The organism is Streptomyces sp. RP5T (assembly GCF_003933965.1).
In the GTDB taxonomy this organism is placed as follows: Bacteria; Actinomycetota; Actinomycetes; order Streptomycetales; family Streptomycetaceae; genus Streptomyces.
The window spans coordinates 1-15,433 of the sequence record NZ_RSAJ01000170.1 but is presented as its reverse complement, the minus strand read 5'-3'; the positions used below and the strand labels follow the sequence as shown (position 1 = coordinate 15,433).

Here is a 15,433-nt window from a genome sequence, read left to right as displayed (position 1 = left end):
CCCCGACCCCAGCCCCGACGCCGAGATGACCCAGGTGGTCCGCCCGTCATGAACAAGCCCCTGCGCCGGATCGCGATCTTCTGCGGCCTTCTGGTCCTCGCCCTGCTCATCCGCGACAACTGGCTCCAGTACGTCAAGGCCGACAGCCTCCGCGAGGACCCGGACAACCGCCGTGTGCTCATCGCGCGGTACGCCACGCCCCGCGGCGACATCATCGTCGACGGCAAGGCCATCACCGGGCACGCGGAGACGACGTCGGGCGACTTCAAGTACAAGCGCACCTACAAGGACGGCGCCATGTGGGCGCCGGTCACCGGCTTCGTCTCCCAGGCCTACGGCGCCACCCAGCTGGAGTCCATCGAGGACGGCATCCTCACCGGCACCGACGACCGGCTCTTCTTCCGCAACACCCTCGACATGCTCACCGGCAAGCCGAAGGAGGGCGGCAATGTCGTCACCACCCTCAGCGCCGCCGCTCAGAAGGCCGCCTACGAGGGTCTGAAGAAGCAGGGCGGCAAGGGCGCGGTCGCCGCCATCGAGCCCTCCACCGGCAAGATCCTGGCGCTGGCCTCGTACCCGTCGTACGACCCCTCCACGATCGCCGGCGGCAGTGACGCCGACGCCGAGGCCTGGAAGAAGCTCGACAAGAAGAACAACCCCGACGACCCCTCGCTCAACCGGGCGCTGCGTGAGGTCTACCCGCCCGGCTCCACCTTCAAGGTCGTCACCGCAGCCGCCGCGCTGGAGAACGGCCTGTACAAGTCGGCCGACGAGCAGACCGACTCCCCGCTGCCGTGGACCATGCCGGGGACCACGACCCAGCTGAAGAACGAGGGCAACATCCCCTGCAAGAACGCCACCCTGCGGGTCGCGCTGCAGTACTCGTGCAACACCGTCTTCGGCAAGATCGGCTCCCAGCTCGGCAACGACAAGATGCTCGAGGAGGCCAAGAAGTTCGGCTTCACCGAGGAGCAGTTCACGCCGGTCCGCTCCAGCGCCTCGGTCTTCTCCGACGACATGAACCCCTCGCAGACCGCGCTGTCCTCCATCGGCCAGTACAACACCGCCGCGACCCCGCTCCAGATGGCCATGGTCGCCGCGGCTGTCGCCAACAACGGCACCCTGATGAAGCCGTACATGGTCGACTCCCTCCAGGCCCCGAACGTGGACACCCTGGAGAAGACCGAGCCGGAGAAGATGAGCGAGCCGCTGTCCCCGGAGAACGCCCAGACCCTCCAGTCGATGATGGAGACGGTCGTCGAGAAGGGCACCGGAACCACGGCCCAGATCGACAACGTCACCGTGGGCGGCAAGACCGGTACCGCCCAGCACGGCGAGAACAACAGCAAGAACCCGTACGCCTGGTTCATCTCGTACGCCAAGGTCGGCGACAGCGTGCCGGTCGCCGTGGCCGTGGTGGTCCAGGACGACAACGCGGTCCGCGAGAACATCTCCGGAAGCGGTCTCGCGGCGCCGATCGCCAAGAGCGTCATGGAGGCGGTCATCGGCTCCAAGAAGTGACCCCGCTCACGTCCCCTTCACATCGGTGCACGTTGCGATACCGGTCCTGTATCGGGTGACGCACTTGGCCAGGTCACACAAAGCAAGCCGGGTACGGTAGGCCCGGAGTGCAGCCTCCGACCGCACACACGTGCCGGTCGGGACCGACGGAGAGGGCTGGTAGGAAGCTATGGAAGAGCCGCGTCGCCTCGGCGGCCGGTACGAGCTGGGCCAGGTGCTCGGCCGTGGTGGCATGGCGGAGGTCTACCTCGCCATGGACACGCGCCTCGGCCGCACCGTGGCGGTGAAGACGCTGCGCGCGGACCTCGCGCGCGACCCGTCCTTCCAGGCCCGGTTCCGCCGGGAGGCCCAGTCGGCCGCCTCGCTCAACCATCCCGCGATCGTGGCGGTCTACGACACGGGCGAGGACTACATCGACGGGGTCTCGATCCCGTACATCGTCATGGAGTACGTCGACGGCTCCACGCTCCGTGAGCTGCTGCACTCCGGCCGCAAGCTGCTGCCGGAGCGCTCCCTGGAGATGACCATCGGGATCCTCCAGGCGCTGGAGTACTCCCACCGCAGCGGGATCGTGCACCGGGACATCAAGCCGGCCAACGTCATGCTCACGCGCAACGGCCAGGTCAAGGTCATGGACTTCGGCATCGCGCGCGCCATGGGCGACTCCGGCATGACGATGACCCAGACCTCCGCGGTCATCGGCACCGCCCAGTACCTCTCCCCGGAGCAGGCGAAGGGCGAACAGGTCGACGCCCGGTCGGACCTCTACTCGACCGGCTGTCTCCTCTACGAGCTGCTGACGGTCCGGCCGCCCTTCGTGGGCGACTCACCCGTGGCCGTCGCCTACCAGCACGTCCGCGAGGAGGCCCAGCCGCCGTCGGTCTTCGACCCCGAGATCACGCCCGAGATGGACGCCATCGTCCTCAAGGCCCTGGTCAAGGACCCGAACTACCGTTACCAGTCCGCCGACGAGATGCGCGCCGACATCGAGGCCTGCCTCGACGGCCAGCCGGTGGCGGCCACCGCGGCCATGGGCTCGGTGGGCTACGGCGGCTACCCCGACGACCAGGCGACCACGGCCCTGCGCTCCGACGCGGGCGCCACCACCATGCTGCCGCCCATGAACCCGGACGACGGCGGCTACGGCTACGACGACCGCCCCGACCGGCGCCGCCAGAAGAAGTCGAACACCTCGACGATCCTGTTGGCGGTGGCGGGCGTCCTGGTGCTCGTCGGCGCGATCCTGATCGGCCAGTGGATCTTCAGCGGCGGCGGCGCGGGCAACGACCAGGTGACCGTGCCGAACCTGGTCAACCAGCCGCAGGCCGAGGCCGCCAAACAGTTGGGCAACGTCGACCTGAAGCTCGGCGAGGTCACGCAGAAGGCCTGTGAGAACACGGCCAAGGGCAACATCTGCGAGCAGAACCCGACGGGCGGCACCAAGGTCGACAAGCAGTCCACCGTCAGCATCGTGGTGTCCACCGGGGCGCCGAAGGTGGCGGTTCCCAGTGTCCTCGGCCAGGACGTCGACAAGGCCACGGAGACGCTGGAGGGCGATCAGTACCAGTTCGTCGTCAAGACCAAGAAGCAGGTGTCCACCGAGGAGCCGGGCACCGTCCTGGATCAGGACCCGAAACTCGGCGCGGAGGTGGAGAAGGGTTCCACCGTCACCCTCACCATCGCCAAGGCCGAGGAGAAGTCCACGGTCCCGGACGTCATCGGCCGTTCCTGTGACGACGCCAAGGCCCAGATGCAGGCGAACAACCTCGTCGGCAACTGCACCGAGGTGGAGACCGAGGACACCAACCAGATCGGCAAGGTCATCTCGACCTCGCCGCAGGCCGGCACCCAGGCCGACAAGAACTCGCAGGTCACCATCCAGATCGGCAAGGCGGCCGACAAGACCGAGGTCCCGAGCGTGGTGGGCCGTACGGTCGGCCAGGCCAGGCAGATCCTCAACAACGCCGGCTTCACGAACATCCAGTTCGCGAACGGCAGCGACCAGAGCGACACCGCCCTGGTGGCCCAGCAGGACCCGGGGGCGGGCAGCGAGGTCGGCGATCCGGGCGGCACCCAGATCAACCTGACCACGGTGAGCGTCGGCGGCGGGAACAACGGCGGCAACAACGGCGGAGGCTTCTTCGGAGGCGGCGGAGGCTGACCGACGCCCGCACCCCGCGACGAAGAGCCGGACCCCGCACGGGGTCCGGCTCTTCGTGTCTTCCCATCCGACAAGTCGTTGATCGGATGGGGTGACGTGTCGAAACGTGGCCCAACCACAGACGGAGGGCACAACATGATCAACGAATCGGCATTGCTGGAATCGAAGTCCCTGCGCGACGGCGTGCTGGAACGCACGGAGGTACTCGACAGGGTCAAAGCGCTGTCGCTGCTGCCGGACGGGATGCATGTGACAACGGCGATGGTGGCGTCCTACTTCGAGGTCGGCCTCACAGCCATTCGCTCCCTCGTACTCGACCACCGCGCCTAGCTGGAGGCCAACGGCTACCACACCTTGACAGGTACAGAACTGAGTTCCTTCAAGGAACTCAGTGGGCTTCAGTCGCGCTCCGCATCTCTCGCCCTCTTTTCCCGCCGAACCGTCCTCAACGTCGCCATGCTCCTCCGCGACAACGAAGTCGCACGTCAGGTGCGTGTGTACCTTCTCGACATGGAGTACCTGGCGCGTACGCAGCCTGTGGATAACTCTGTCCACAGGGAGACCGCCTCCCTCGACGACCGCATCGACCAACGCATCACCCACATCCTCGGCAAGACCGTCGTACCGATGTTCAACGCCCTGATCGAAACCTCGGGCGAGCACCGCAGGGAGTTGGTCGCCCTGCGGGCAGGAGTCCAGCGCATCGAGCGTCGGCTCCACCAGCACCACACCCGGTTGCAACGACTGGAAGGCGTACGGGACGATCGGCCCACCGTCGGAGTCATGGCCGCCATGGACGCCATGAACGGCCGCACGTTCGAACACCACATCGCCAAGCTGCTGCGCCGCGACGGATGCACCGACGTGACCGTGCTGGGCGGCAACGGAGACCGGGGTATCGACGTCAGCGCGCTCACGGCCGGTGGGCAACGTCTCGTCGTCCAGTGCAAGCGGTTCGCGCCGTACCTCAACATCACCAGCCCCGACATGCAGAAGTTCGTCGGAGCGGCCAAGGTTCTCCACACCGCGGAGGTAGCGCTCTTCGTGGCCACCTGCCCGTTCACCGCGGAAGCCCTGAGCATCGCCGCCGAGACCGGGATCACCGTCGTACCCCGTGGGCTGCTGGAGCAGTGGAGCGCCGGGGAACCGCTGGAGGTCCTGGAGTAGGCACGGCCGGACGCAAGAAGGCCCGAAGCCGCAAGAGCAAGTTGCGGCTTCGGGCCTTCGTCATGCTAGGTGACTGCCCCTCTTCAAGAGGGGCAGTCACCTCATCTCAGTTCCTTCGGCAGCGTCCGCTCACTGTCCACCTTCTCCGTGCGGACCAACTCCCCCCACACCACGTACCGATACCGGGACGTGTACACCGGCGTGCACGTCGTCAGCGTGATGTAGTGGCCGGCCTTCTTCTTGCCGGACTCCTTCGGGACCGCGCCGAGCACCTTGACGTTGTACTTCGAGGTCTCGGGCAGGACCGCGTAGACCTTGTAGACGTACCACTTGTCCTTGGTCTCGAAGACGATCGGATCGCCCTTCTTGACCTTGTCGATGTTGTGGAACTTGGCGCCGTGGCCGTCGCGGTGGGCGGCGAGGGAGAAGTTGCCGTTCTTGCCGCTGGTGGGGAGCGTGGCCTTGACCGGGTCGGTGTAGTAGCCGGCGACCCCGTCGTTGAGGATCTTCGTCGAGGTGCCCTTCTCGACCAGGACCTCGCCGTTCCTCATCGCGGGGACGTGCAGGAAGCCGATGCCGTTCCTGGTGTCCAGCGCGCCGGGGCCGGTGTCCCGGTCCTGCATCCAGCTGTCGCGCACCTTGTCGGCCTCCTTGTGGGCCGCGCGGTCGGCGACGACGTTCGTCCACCACAGCGAGTAGACGACGAACAGGCCGAGCACCAGGCCCGCCGTGATGAGGAGTTCACCGAAGACGCTGACCGCCATGGCGATCCGGCCGGTGCCACGGCGGCGCGGCGGAGGGGTGCCGGTGTTCTGCTCTTGATCGGTGGTCGCTGCCACTAGTCATCTGCCCTTACTGGACGAGCGCATCCGGCTTGCCCTTGCTGCGCGGCCGTTCCTCGACCATCTTGCCCCAGACGATCAACCGGTACTTGCTGGTGAACTCCGGCGTGCAGGTGGTGAGGGTGATGTAGCGGCCGGCCTTGGTGAAACCGGATCCCTTGGGGACGGGGTCGATCACGCTCGTGTTGCTCGGAGCCGTCACCGGCAGCGTCGACGTCATCTTGTAGACGAAGTACTCGTCCTGCGTCTCGACGACGATCGCGTCGCCCGGGCTGAGCTTGTTGATGTAACGGAAGGGCTCGCCATGGGTGTTGCGGTGCCCGGCGAGGGCGAAGTTGCCGGTCTTGGCGTCGGGCATCGCCGTCTTCAGCGCGCCCTCGCTGTAATGCCCGACCATGCCCTTGTCGAGGACCTTCTTGTTGCTGACGCCCTCCGCTATCGGCACCACTACGTCCAGCTTGGGGATGTGCAGCAGGGCGAACCCCTGGCCGGGCTCGAAGGTGCCGGGGGCGCCCTTCCCGCTCGCCCAGTCGTTCTGGAGGCTGCTCGCCTCCTTGTCCGCCTGTGCGTGGGCCCGGACGTTGGTCCACCAGAGCTGGTAGCTGACGAACAGCAGCATCAGTACGCCGGTGGTGATGAACACCTCGCCGATCGCCCGGCTCGCGAGGACGGCCGCGCCGGGTTTGCGGGCCTTCGCCTGTCTGCGCGCCTCGACGCGGGACAGCGGTCTGCCGTCCGGCGCGTCCTGCTCCGCCTGCGCGTCGGGAGCGGCCCCGCCGCCATGACGCCCGTGGCGGCCCTTGGCGGCCTTTCTGCGGGCCGCACGGCCACCCTGTGGGGATCCAGTGGCGGATGTGACGGAAGAGTCCACAGAGGCGGATATGGGGGGTGGCGGCGGATCGGGTATCCGCAGCGCCACCGTCTCGTCGTCGGCAGGCGGCACATAGGGCGCCGACGCCCCGGCGGCCGACCCCCGGGCGTGCTTGCCGGGGTGCGGTCGCTCGGCGTGCGGCTCCTGAGGGTACGTCTCCCGGGCGTACGTCTCCTGGGCGCGGCCGGCACCGCCGAAGGACTCCCCGCCGTAGGCATCGCCGCCGTAGGACTCGTACGACGCGTCGCCGTACAAGTCCTCGCGCTCGGGGCGCAGGGCCGTCACGCCGTGGCCCTGCCCACCACCGGGGCGAGCCCCGCCGACCTCGCCACCGCGCCCTGGTCCCCGCACTCCACCAGCCAGTTGGCCAGCATCAGGTGACCGTGTTCCGTCAGCACCGACTCGGGGTGGAACTGCACACCCTCGACCGGGAGTTCACGGTGCCTGAGCCCCATGACGATCCCGTCGTGCGTCCGCGCGGTGACCTCCAGCTCGGCTGGCACCGTCGCCGGTTCGGCGGCCAGCGAGTGGTAGCGGGTCGCGGTGAACGGCGTCGGCAGACCGGCGAAGACGCCCTTGCCCTCGTGCTCCACGAGGGAGGTCTTGCCGTGCAGCAGCTCGGGGGCGCGGTCCACGACCCCGCCGTACGCCACCTGCATGGACTGCATCCCGAGGCATACGCCGAAGACGGGCACCCCGGTGGCGGCGCAGTGGCGCACCATCTCGATGCAGACCCCGGCCTCCTCCGGCGTACCGGGCCCCGGGGAGAGCAGGACGCCGTCGAAGCCGTCCTGGGCGTGCGCCGTCGACACCTCGTCGTTGCGCAGCACCTCGCACTCGGCGCCCAGCTGGTACAGGTACTGGACCAGGTTGAAGACGAAGCTGTCGTAGTTGTCGACGACGAGAATGCGCGCGCTCACTGGTTGTCCACCGTCACATCGTTGAAGGGCAGCAGCGGTTCGGCCCACGGGAACACGTACTGGAACAGGACGTAGACCACAGCAACGACCAGCACGAGTGAGAGCAGCGCCTTCACCCATGCGTTCCCCGGCAGATGCCGCCAGATCCAGCCGTACATGCCGTCCCTTCCGTCGCACCACGGCACCACACACACGCCGTACCGCACCAGACTAACGGCGCAGGGCAACAGGCTTGCCGTCCTCCACAGGCTGTGTGGAGTCCAGGTGTGCCCAGACGATCAGCCGGTGACTGTGTCCCCACTCCGGATCGCACGTGGTCAGCGTGAGATAGCGGCCAGGCCGCGTGTACCCGGATTTACGTGGCACAGGATCGATCACCTCAATGTCGGAGGGCACTGTTTTGTAAGGCCCTTTGTCGATCCGATACGTGAACCAGGTCGTCCCGTCGGTCAGGACGACCGCGTCACCGCGCCGCAGCCGCGGAAAGTCCTTGAAGGGATCGCCGTACGTACGGCGGTGGCCGGCGACCGAGAAGTTGCCCTGCTGACCGAGCCGGGTGGTCTTCGCGTAGTGCCCGAGGCCCTTTTTCAGTGTGTTGACCTCGGTGCCTTCGAGCACGGGCTTGTTCCACGTGAAACCGAGCCGGGGGATGTACATGATCGCGAAGGGCTTCCCGCTCCGGTACGGCGCCGGCTCCGCGGGAGCGGCGGACGGGTCGGCCGTCGCTGCCGGCTGCCGCACGCTCCCCTGCGACCACTGGTTCTGCAACTGGTCGATCTGGTCGTCCATGACGGTGTCGGCCCGCACACCGGTCCAGAACAGCACATAGGCGACGAACAGCACGATCAGGGCGCCGACGGTGATGAACAGCTCGCTGACGATCCTGACGACGACACGCACCGGCGGCTCCCGGGACTCACCCCGCACTCACTCCACGGGCTTGGCGTACTGCAGATCCACTGTGCCCGAGTAGCCGGGCAGAGTCACCGTGCCGTCGTCGGCGACATTCCAGCCCAGGCCGTAGACGTTGACGTAGACCATGTAGTTCTGGATCGCCTTGGAGTCCGCGAGCGCCTGCTTGAGCCTGCCGGGGTCACCGACCGCCTGGATCTTGTAGGGCGGCGAGTAGACGCGGCCCTGGAGGATCAGGGTGTTGCCCACGCAGCGCACGGCACTGGTGGAGATCAGCCGCTGGTCCATGACCTTGATGCCCTGGGCGCCACCCTTCCACAGGGCGTTGACCACGGCCTGCAGGTCCTGCTGGTGGATGACAAGGTAGTCGGGCTGCGGCTCGGGGTAGCCGGGGAGCTTGGCGGTGGCGTTCGGCGGGGCGTCGTCGAGCGTGACCGTGACCGCCCTGCCCTTGATCTTCTGGGTGCCGGCCCGGTCCTCCAGGGCGGCGAGCTTGTCGTCCTCGGCCTTGGTGCTGCCGTCGTCGCGCTCGGCGAGGGCCTCGACGTCCCGGCGCAGCGAGCCGTTCGCCTCGTCGAGCTCGCCGTTGTTGTGGCTGCGCTCCTGGATGAGGTCCGAGAGTTTCAGCAGGGAGGCGTCGGTGCGGATGTCGGTGCCCTTGGCCGTGTTGAAACTCGTGAAGAAGATGAGTCCCGCGAGAGCGAAGACACCCACCGTGAGCACCCGCACCGGCCGGAAACCCCGCCTGCGGACAGGACTGGATCCGGACTGGGGAGAGTCGGCAGAATTGCTCAACGTACCCTTATCTCCTTCGGCGCTACGGAAGCACTACGCTAACGGACGCCCGGGGGAGCACTCAGTGTCCCCTTGTACGCTGCCCCGAGCCCGACCAGTTACCTGCGCGGCCACGCAGCGCATCGACAGGAGAGACCCTCGTGCCGAAGTCACGTATCCGCAAGAAGGCCGACTACACGCCGCCCCCGGCGAAGCAGGCGACCGCCATCAAGCTGAACACCAGCGCCTGGGTGGCGCCGGTGATGCTGGCCATGTTCCTCATCGGGCTCGCCTGGATCGTCGTCTTCTATGTGACGGACGGTTCGCTGCCCATCGACGCCCTGGACAACTGGAACATCGTGGTGGGCTTCGGTTTCATCGCCGCCGGATTCGCCGTCTCCACCCAGTGGAAGTAGCTCTCCCCAGGGCTATCCGCTGAGTTATCCACAGCCTGGAGCAATTTCCACAGGGCCTGGGGAAAAGACTACGATCTGTGGATAACTCATCGAGTGTTGACGCCGGTGCGACCATCACACCAGCATCCGCAAGCCTGTTCGCCCCCTGCCTGACCTGCACAAACACGGGTCAGTGACAGGGGGCACAGCTGTTCCCGCACGGTATGCACAAGATCGGGCACGCGCTGTGGACAACGGCCGCTCAGAGGGGTCGCGGAGACCCTCTCAGGTCAGCTGGGCGGTACGGATCACGATCATGACCACGACGGCCAGCAGAACCAGCGCACAGGTGCCGTACTGCACCAGCGCCCGCCGCTGACGCGGGGCGTGGACCATGGCGTACCCCGTGATGAGACCGGCGACCAGGCCACCGATGTGGGCCTGCCAGGAGATGCTGCTCCAGCCGAAGGTGAAGATCAGGTTGATCACCAGGAGAGCGATGATCGGCCGCAGGTCGTATTCGAGTCGGCGCATCAGCACGGCGGTCGCGCCGAAGAGGCCGAAGATGGCACCGGAGGCGCCGAAGGTCTGGGTGACCGGGGTGGCCAGCAGATAGGCCAGCGCGCTACCCGCGAGGCCGGAGACGAAGTAGACCGCGAGATAACGGGCCCGGCCCAGGGCGGCCTCCAGCGGGCCGCCGAGCCACCACAGGCTCAGCATGTTGAAGCCGATGTGCCAGATCTGCTGGTGCACGAACAGCGAGGTCACCAGGCGGTAGTACTGGCCGTCCGCGACTCCCTCGGAGGCCGTGAACGGCGGCGGCGGATAGGCGCCCACCAGACTCAGGTCGGCCGCCAGGGACGCGTGGGTCTGGATCGCGATGAACATCGCGAGGTTGATCCCGATCAGGATCTTGGTCAGCAGCCGGGGGTCGGCCGTGACGCTGCCGCCCGCGAGGGTGCGGGGCCGGGCCGCTGCCGGAGCCGGGCCGCTGCCGCCCCCGTCGCGCACGCACGAGGGGCACTGGAAGCCGACCGAGGCGCTGACCATGCACTCGGGGCAGATCGGGCGCTCGCAGCGGGTGCAGCGGATGCCGGTCTCACGGTCCGGGTGCCGGTAGCAGCCAGGAAGGTGCTGGGCCTCCGGTGTGCTGCCCGCCTCCTGATTCATGCCATCCCCCAATTCGCCCTGAGTCGGCCGTGCCCACATGCACAGCCCCGCTCATCCTTACGGTTGAGCGGGGCGTTTGGTTCCCTTTGCGGCACTGGCCCAGTGCTCAGCCCTTGCGCGTCTCCACGACGACCTGCTCGATGACGACGTCGTTCACCGGGCGGTCGTTGGGGCGCGTGGTCTTGACGCCGGCGATGGCGTCGACGACCTTCTGGCTGGCCGGGTCGGTGACCTCGCCGAAGATGGTGTGCTTGCGGTTCAGCCAGGCCGTCGGGGAGACAGTGATGAAGAACTGCGAGCCGTTGGTGCCGGGGCCGGCGTTGGCCATGGCGAGCAGGTAGGGCTTGTTGAAGCCGAGGTCGGGGTGGAACTCGTCCTCGAACTCGTAGCCGGGGCCGCCGATGCCGGTGCCCAGCGGGTCGCCGCCCTGGATCATGAAGCCGCTGATGACACGGTGGAAGATCGTGCCGTCGTAGAGCCTCTTGGTGGACTTCTCACCGGTGCCCGGGTGCGTCCACTCGCGCTCGCCCTGGGCGAGTTCGACGAAGTTCTTGACCGTCTTCGGAGCGTGGTTCGGCAGGAGCCGGACTTCGATGTCGCCGTGGTTGGTCTTCAGGGTGGCGTAAAGCTGCTCGGCCACGATCTGCCTTCCGTTGTCTTCCTGTGCCCGACCGATCCTCGCACGGATCCGGCCGAGCATCGGTCGGACGGGGGCGCGGACCGGCGATCCGTGGCATTGTCGTCGACAAGCTCCTGTTGCCACGTATTCACCCGTTATTGATCCGGATGCCCGCCCTCAGGTGCCGGGCTGCACTCCGGCAGGCATGATCCGTAAAAGGGTGGAAAGTCGAATTACCGTACGCCACCGAGGAGGAGGATCCCGTGACCCGCATCGACAGCGTGCGCGCCGCGACCGGCTCGGCGAAGGACAGCGTGCTGCACGCCGCGGAAGTGGTGGCGCCCTACGCCGACACGGCCAAGGACAAGGCCTCGCACTACGCGACGGAGGCACGCGTACGTCTCGCGCCGAAGGTCTCGCAGGCGGCCGAACAGGCGCGTGTCCAGTACGGCGCCCACGTCGCGCCGCGCCTGGAGCAGGCCCGTACGCATGTTCCGCCGAAGGTCGACCAGGCCGCCCACGAGGCCGCCGTGCGCACCCGCAAGGCCGCGCGGCAGGCCGCCGACTATTCCCGCCCGAGGATCGAGCAGGCCGTCGCCGCGGCCGGCCCGGTCCGTGAGGAGGCCGCCGCCCGCAGCGTGGCCGCACTGGCCGCCCTGCGCGGCCAGGTCTCGCCCAAGGAGGTCCGCAAGCTGGTCCGCAAGCACGAGCGGCGGGCCCGCGCAGGACGGCTGGCCAAGGCGCTGGCGGTCGCGGGCATCGTGGCAGGCGGCGCCTACGCGGCCTGGAAGTGGTGGGACAAGCAGGCCAACCCCGACTGGCTGGTCGAGCCGCCCGCCGCGACCGAGGTGCCCGAGGCGGGCCGGCTGACGTCCGTGGACGGCACCGGCCAGTCCGTCCTGGACCCGGAGGTCCAGGCGAAGGAGGCCGAGGAGGACGCCGCGAAGAACGACGAAGGGCGCTGACGCCGAAACCGGCGTGTACCAGTGGTGGGGCGGAACTTCTCCGCCCCACCGCCGTGTTCACCCGACGGTGTGGCCCGAGCGGTGCGGCAGGGCCCCCGTGCGTCACAGTCGCGGGGACCACCTCCTCGCACCGGATGGACCGCCGCCCTGATGAAGCCCTCGCGCCGCGGGCCGCTCGCCCTGACCGCCGCCCTGCTGCTCCTGGCTTCGGCCTGCACCGCCCGCGCCCCCGAGCCCGCGACACCTTCCGCGCACGGCGCGTACGGCGCGTACGTCGGCTACGAGCCCGCCGACGTGCAACGCCTCGGCGCACTCGGCGCCTGGCTCGGCGGCCCCGCTCCCCGGGTCGGGCACGTGTACCTGCCCGGCGACCGCTGGAGCAACATCGAGGGGGCCGCGCGCTGGCTGGAGTCCTGGGCGGCCTGGCGGCGGGCCGATCCGCGGCGGATGCTCGTCCTGAACGTGCCGATGCTGGAACACACCGAGGACCACCTCCCCGACGGCACGGTCCGCGCCGGACTTCGCCGCGGGGCGAGCGGCGACCACGTTAGCCACTTCCGCACCCTGGCCCGACGGCTGACGGCGCTCGGCGTCCCGGACACGATCGTCGTCCTCGGCTGGGAGATGAACGGGACCACCTACAGCCACCGCTGCGGCCCCGACCCGGCCGCCTGGAAGGCCTACTGGACGAGGATCGTGCACGCGATGCGTTCCGTGCCCGGCCAGCGCTTCCGCTTCGAGTTCACGCCCACGCGGGGCCGCGACGCCATCCCGTGGCCGCGCTGCTACCCGGGCGACGAGGTCGTCGACATCATCGGTATGGACGCCTACGACGCCCCGCGCGGCCTGCGCTTCACCGACCAGGTCAGCGAGCCGTACGGTCTGCGCGCCCACGTCCGCTTCGCCCGCGCCCACGGCAAACCCTTCTCGTACCAGGAGTGGGGCCTGTTCGAGAACGGCGACAACCCGGCGTACATCCGCGGCATGCTCACCTGGTTCGCGCGGCAGCGCCCCCTCTACCAGGCCATCACCGACTACTGCCCGCACGGTGTGTGGGGCTGCCGGGCCCACCCGAGGTCCTCGGCGGTGTACCGCTCGCTGATGCGGTAGACGGGCACGCGGGCCCTCGCGTCCACGACCGGGCACGGCCCGACACGGCCGGACACGAAGAACCCCTCCGGCCGCGAATCCGCAGGTCGGAGGGGTCTCCTGGAGTGGAGCCTAGGGGAGTCGAACCCCTGACATCTGCCATGCAAAGACAGCGCTCTACCAACTGAGCTAAGGCCCCGGGAAGAGGGACGTCCGCCGGAAGAACCACTTACCGGTGGGCGCCGCAGACCAGAGTACCGGGTCATCCCCGGTATTCCGCAAAAAGATTGGGGGTCCCCGCGAACGACCACTCTCCGTAAGATGCTCGGCGTGGTTCGCTGTCGCGAACCACGGTTTTTTGGGGAAGCGATGGGGAGACGCACATGGACGCCGCACAGCAGGAAGCGACCGCGAGAGCGCGGGAACTGCAGCGGAACTGGTACGGGGAGCCGCTGGGGGCGCTCTTTCGCAAGCTCATAGATGACCTGGGCCTCAACCAGGCTCGTCTCGCGGGGGTGCTGGGACTGTCCGCTCCGATGCTGTCGCAGCTGATGAGCGGTCAGCGGGCGAAGATCGGCAATCCCGCCGTGGTCCAGCGGGTGCAGCTGCTGCAGGACCTGGCGGGGCAGGTCGCGGACGGCAGCGTGAGCGCGGCCGAGGCGACCGAGCGCATGGACGAGATCAAGAAGTCGCAGGGGGGCTCGGTGCTCAGCAACACCACGACCACCACCAGTAGTTCGGGTGCGCCGACGGTCAAGCGGGTCGTCCGCGAGATCCAGTCGCTGCTGCGCTCGGTGGCCGCCGCCGGGGACATCATCGACGCGGCCGACACCCTCGCCCCGACCCACCCGGAACTGGCAGAGTTCCTTCGGGTCTACGGCGCCGGCCGCACCTCCGACGCCGTCACGCACTACCAGTCCCACCAGAACTGAACCGTCCGTCCGGTCACCGAAGGGGGTTCGGGCCGGGCGGGAGGCGCTGCGGACGGGACGGGGAGCGCGAGGGGGTCGCGCTCCTCACCGGCGGACGGCACGCGGGGGTGTGCCGGTCGCCGAGGAGACGAGGAACACGGGGTCGTATCTCTCATCGGGGAGGCCACAAGGGTCGTAACGCTCATCGAGGGGGAAGCAACGGGGGTAACCGCAGGGGGAGGAGCGACGCGCAGTCATGGGTGAGGTGTTCGCCGGCCGGTACGAACTGGCCGACCCGATCGGACGCGGAGGCGTCGGCGCCGTCTGGCGCGCCTGGGACCACCGGCGCCGCAGGTATGTGGCCGCCAAGGTCCTGCTGCAGAGCGACGCCCACTCCCTGCTGCGCTTCGTCCGCGAACAGGCCCTGCGGATCGACCACCCCCACGTCCTCGCGCCGGCCAGCTGGGCCGCCGACGACGACAAGGTGCTGTTCACCATGGACCTGGTCGCCGGCGGCTCGCTGGTCCACCTGGTCGGGGACTACGGTCCGCTGCCGCCCGCTTTCGTCTGCACCCTGCTCGACCAACTCCTCGCGGGACTGGCCGCGGTGCACGCGGAAGGTGTCGTGCACCGTGACATCAAACCCGCCAACATCCTGCTCGAAGCCACCGGCACCGCCCGCCCGCGGCTGCGGCTGTCCGACTTCGGCATCGCCATGCGGCTGGGCGAGCCCCGTCTGACCGAGACCAACCTCGTCGTGGGCACACCCGGTTATCTCGCCCCCGAGCAGATGCTGGGCGCGGAACCCGACTTCCCCGCCGACCTGTTCGCCGTCGGCCTGGTCGCGCTGTACCTCCTGGAGGGCGCCAAGCCCGACGCGAAGGCACTCATCGAGTACTTCGCCGCCCACGGCACCCCGGGCGCGCCCCAGAGTGTCCCCGAACCGCTCTGGCAGGTCGTGGCCTCCCTCCTCCAGCCGGACCCCCAGGCCCGCTTCCGCACCGCCACGGGGGCCCGCAAGGCCCTCGCCGCCGCCCGGGAACTCCTCCCGGACCCCGGCACCGACGACGAGACGATCGAGATCTTCGACCAACTCGGCCCCCTGCCCCCCGGGTT

General features: G+C 68.5%; 17 protein-coding genes and 1 tRNA gene. 9 read left to right on the top strand and 9 right to left on the bottom strand.

All coding sequences use genetic code 11. The features are described 5' to 3' along the window. The first annotated feature begins 48 nt into the window (after nt 1-48). From EHS43_RS19395 to EHS43_RS47860, 4 genes are all read left to right on the top strand, one after another. Nucleotides 49-1,521 (top strand): penicillin-binding transpeptidase domain-containing protein, encoded by a 1,473-nt coding sequence (locus EHS43_RS19395; protein WP_125192030.1) that lies wholly within the window; start codon nt 49-51, stop codon nt 1,519-1,521. A gap of 169 nt (nt 1,522-1,690) precedes the next feature. After that, nucleotides 1,691-3,682: a Stk1 family PASTA domain-containing Ser/Thr kinase gene (pknB, locus tag EHS43_RS19385; RefSeq protein ID WP_125192029.1), complete on the top strand. Its 1,992-nt coding sequence runs from the start codon at nt 1,691-1,693 to the stop codon at nt 3,680-3,682. 135 nt (nt 3,683-3,817) lie between these two features. Continuing rightward, nucleotides 3,818-4,012, top strand: coding sequence for a hypothetical protein (locus EHS43_RS47865; protein ID WP_260470613.1), 195 nt, complete (start codon nt 3,818-3,820; stop codon nt 4,010-4,012). Nucleotides 4,013-4,192: 180 nt separating this feature from the next. Next, the gene (locus EHS43_RS47860; RefSeq protein WP_260470612.1) at nt 4,193-4,849 is read left to right on the top strand and encodes a restriction endonuclease; all 657 of its coding nucleotides are present in this window, start codon (nt 4,193-4,195) and stop codon (nt 4,847-4,849) included. Between the two features lie 101 nt (nt 4,850-4,950). On the opposite strand, the gene EHS43_RS19375 is transcribed toward EHS43_RS47860, so the two are convergent. The 6 genes from EHS43_RS19375 to EHS43_RS19350 are packed head-to-tail and all read right to left on the bottom strand — an operon-like array spanning nt 4,951 to nt 9,189. Further along, nucleotides 4,951-5,688, bottom strand: a complete 738-nt coding sequence (locus tag EHS43_RS19375; protein ID WP_125192028.1) for a class E sortase — start codon at nt 5,686-5,688, stop codon at nt 4,951-4,953. 13 nt (nt 5,689-5,701) lie between these two features. After that, entirely contained in the window at nt 5,702-6,847 is a 1,146-nt protein-coding gene (locus EHS43_RS19370; RefSeq protein ID WP_125192027.1) for a class E sortase, read from the bottom strand. Continuing rightward, on the bottom strand, nt 6,844-7,482 hold the full coding sequence (locus EHS43_RS19365; RefSeq protein WP_125192026.1) for an aminodeoxychorismate/anthranilate synthase component II: 639 nt from the start codon (nt 7,480-7,482) through the stop codon (nt 6,844-6,846). The genes EHS43_RS19370 and EHS43_RS19365 overlap by 4 nt, the downstream gene beginning before the upstream one ends. Continuing rightward, nucleotides 7,479-7,640: a hypothetical protein gene (locus tag EHS43_RS19360; protein WP_019324742.1), complete on the bottom strand. Its 162-nt coding sequence runs from the start codon at nt 7,638-7,640 to the stop codon at nt 7,479-7,481. Before EHS43_RS19360 ends, EHS43_RS19365 begins: the two co-directional genes overlap by 4 nt. A 52-nt stretch (nt 7,641-7,692) precedes the next feature. Continuing rightward, entirely contained in the window at nt 7,693-8,382 is a 690-nt protein-coding gene (locus tag EHS43_RS19355; RefSeq protein ID WP_125192025.1) for a class E sortase, read from the bottom strand. Nucleotides 8,383-8,409: 27 nt separating this feature from the next. Continuing rightward, nucleotides 8,410-9,189, bottom strand: a complete 780-nt coding sequence (locus EHS43_RS19350) for a DUF881 domain-containing protein (protein ID WP_125192024.1) — start codon at nt 9,187-9,189, stop codon at nt 8,410-8,412. A gap of 140 nt (nt 9,190-9,329) precedes the next feature. On the opposite strand from EHS43_RS19350, the gene crgA reads away from it, so the two are divergent. Continuing rightward, entirely contained in the window at nt 9,330-9,584 is a 255-nt protein-coding gene (gene crgA / locus EHS43_RS19345; RefSeq protein ID WP_125192023.1) for a cell division protein CrgA, read from the top strand. A 264-nt stretch (nt 9,585-9,848) separates the two neighbouring features. On the opposite strand, the gene EHS43_RS19340 is transcribed toward crgA, so the two are convergent. After that, a complete protein-coding gene (locus EHS43_RS19340; protein ID WP_125192022.1) occupies nt 9,849-10,733 on the bottom strand; it encodes a rhomboid family intramembrane serine protease in 885 nt (294 codons plus the stop codon). Between the two features lie 106 nt (nt 10,734-10,839). After that, entirely contained in the window at nt 10,840-11,373 is a 534-nt protein-coding gene (locus EHS43_RS19335) for a peptidylprolyl isomerase (RefSeq protein WP_037707153.1), read from the bottom strand. Between the two features lie 242 nt (nt 11,374-11,615). Between EHS43_RS19335 and EHS43_RS19330 the strand changes: the two genes are divergently transcribed. Together EHS43_RS19330 and EHS43_RS19325 are read left to right on the top strand one after the other, a co-directional pair. Then, on the top strand, nt 11,616-12,317 hold the full coding sequence (locus EHS43_RS19330; RefSeq protein WP_125192021.1) for a DUF5324 family protein: 702 nt from the start codon (nt 11,616-11,618) through the stop codon (nt 12,315-12,317). A gap of 150 nt (nt 12,318-12,467) precedes the next feature. Continuing rightward, nucleotides 12,468-13,427 (top strand): glycoside hydrolase family 26 protein, encoded by a 960-nt coding sequence (locus EHS43_RS19325; protein WP_125192020.1) that lies wholly within the window; start codon nt 12,468-12,470, stop codon nt 13,425-13,427. 105 nt (nt 13,428-13,532) lie between these two features. On the opposite strand, the gene EHS43_RS19320 is transcribed toward EHS43_RS19325, so the two are convergent. Beyond that, a tRNA-Ala gene (locus tag EHS43_RS19320) sits at nt 13,533-13,605 on the bottom strand. Nucleotides 13,606-13,789: 184 nt separating this feature from the next. Between EHS43_RS19320 and EHS43_RS19315 the strand changes: the two genes are divergently transcribed. Both EHS43_RS19315 and EHS43_RS19310 read left to right on the top strand, forming a co-directional pair. Beyond that, nucleotides 13,790-14,338: a DNA-binding protein gene (locus tag EHS43_RS19315; protein ID WP_031036313.1), complete on the top strand. Its 549-nt coding sequence runs from the start codon at nt 13,790-13,792 to the stop codon at nt 14,336-14,338. Nucleotides 14,339-14,573: 235 nt separating this feature from the next. Next, nucleotides 14,574-15,433, top strand: an 860-nt coding sequence (locus EHS43_RS19310; RefSeq protein ID WP_148104062.1) for a serine/threonine-protein kinase, incomplete at its 3' end; no start/stop codon positions are given.

Excerpts from the sequence above, each read along its gene's own strand:
- EHS43_RS47860 (WP_260470612.1), top strand. The coding sequence starts at position 4,193 with ATGGAGTACCTGGCGCGTACGCAGCCTGTGGATAACTCTGTCCACAGG.
- pknB (WP_125192029.1), top strand. The coding sequence starts at position 1,691 with ATGGAAGAGCCGCGTCGCCTCGGCGGCCGGTACGAGCTGGGCCAGGTG.
- EHS43_RS19340 (WP_125192022.1), bottom strand. The coding sequence starts at position 10,733 with ATGAATCAGGAGGCGGGCAGCACACCGGAGGCCCAGCACCTTCCTGGC.
- EHS43_RS47865 (WP_260470613.1), top strand. The coding sequence starts at position 3,818 with ATGATCAACGAATCGGCATTGCTGGAATCGAAGTCCCTGCGCGACGGC.
- EHS43_RS19360 (WP_019324742.1), bottom strand. The coding sequence starts at position 7,640 with ATGTACGGCTGGATCTGGCGGCATCTGCCGGGGAACGCATGGGTGAAG.
- EHS43_RS19315 (WP_031036313.1), top strand. The coding sequence starts at position 13,790 with ATGGACGCCGCACAGCAGGAAGCGACCGCGAGAGCGCGGGAACTGCAG.
- EHS43_RS19325 (WP_125192020.1), top strand. The coding sequence starts at position 12,468 with ATGAAGCCCTCGCGCCGCGGGCCGCTCGCCCTGACCGCCGCCCTGCTG.
- EHS43_RS19395 (WP_125192030.1), top strand. The coding sequence starts at position 49 with ATGAACAAGCCCCTGCGCCGGATCGCGATCTTCTGCGGCCTTCTGGTC.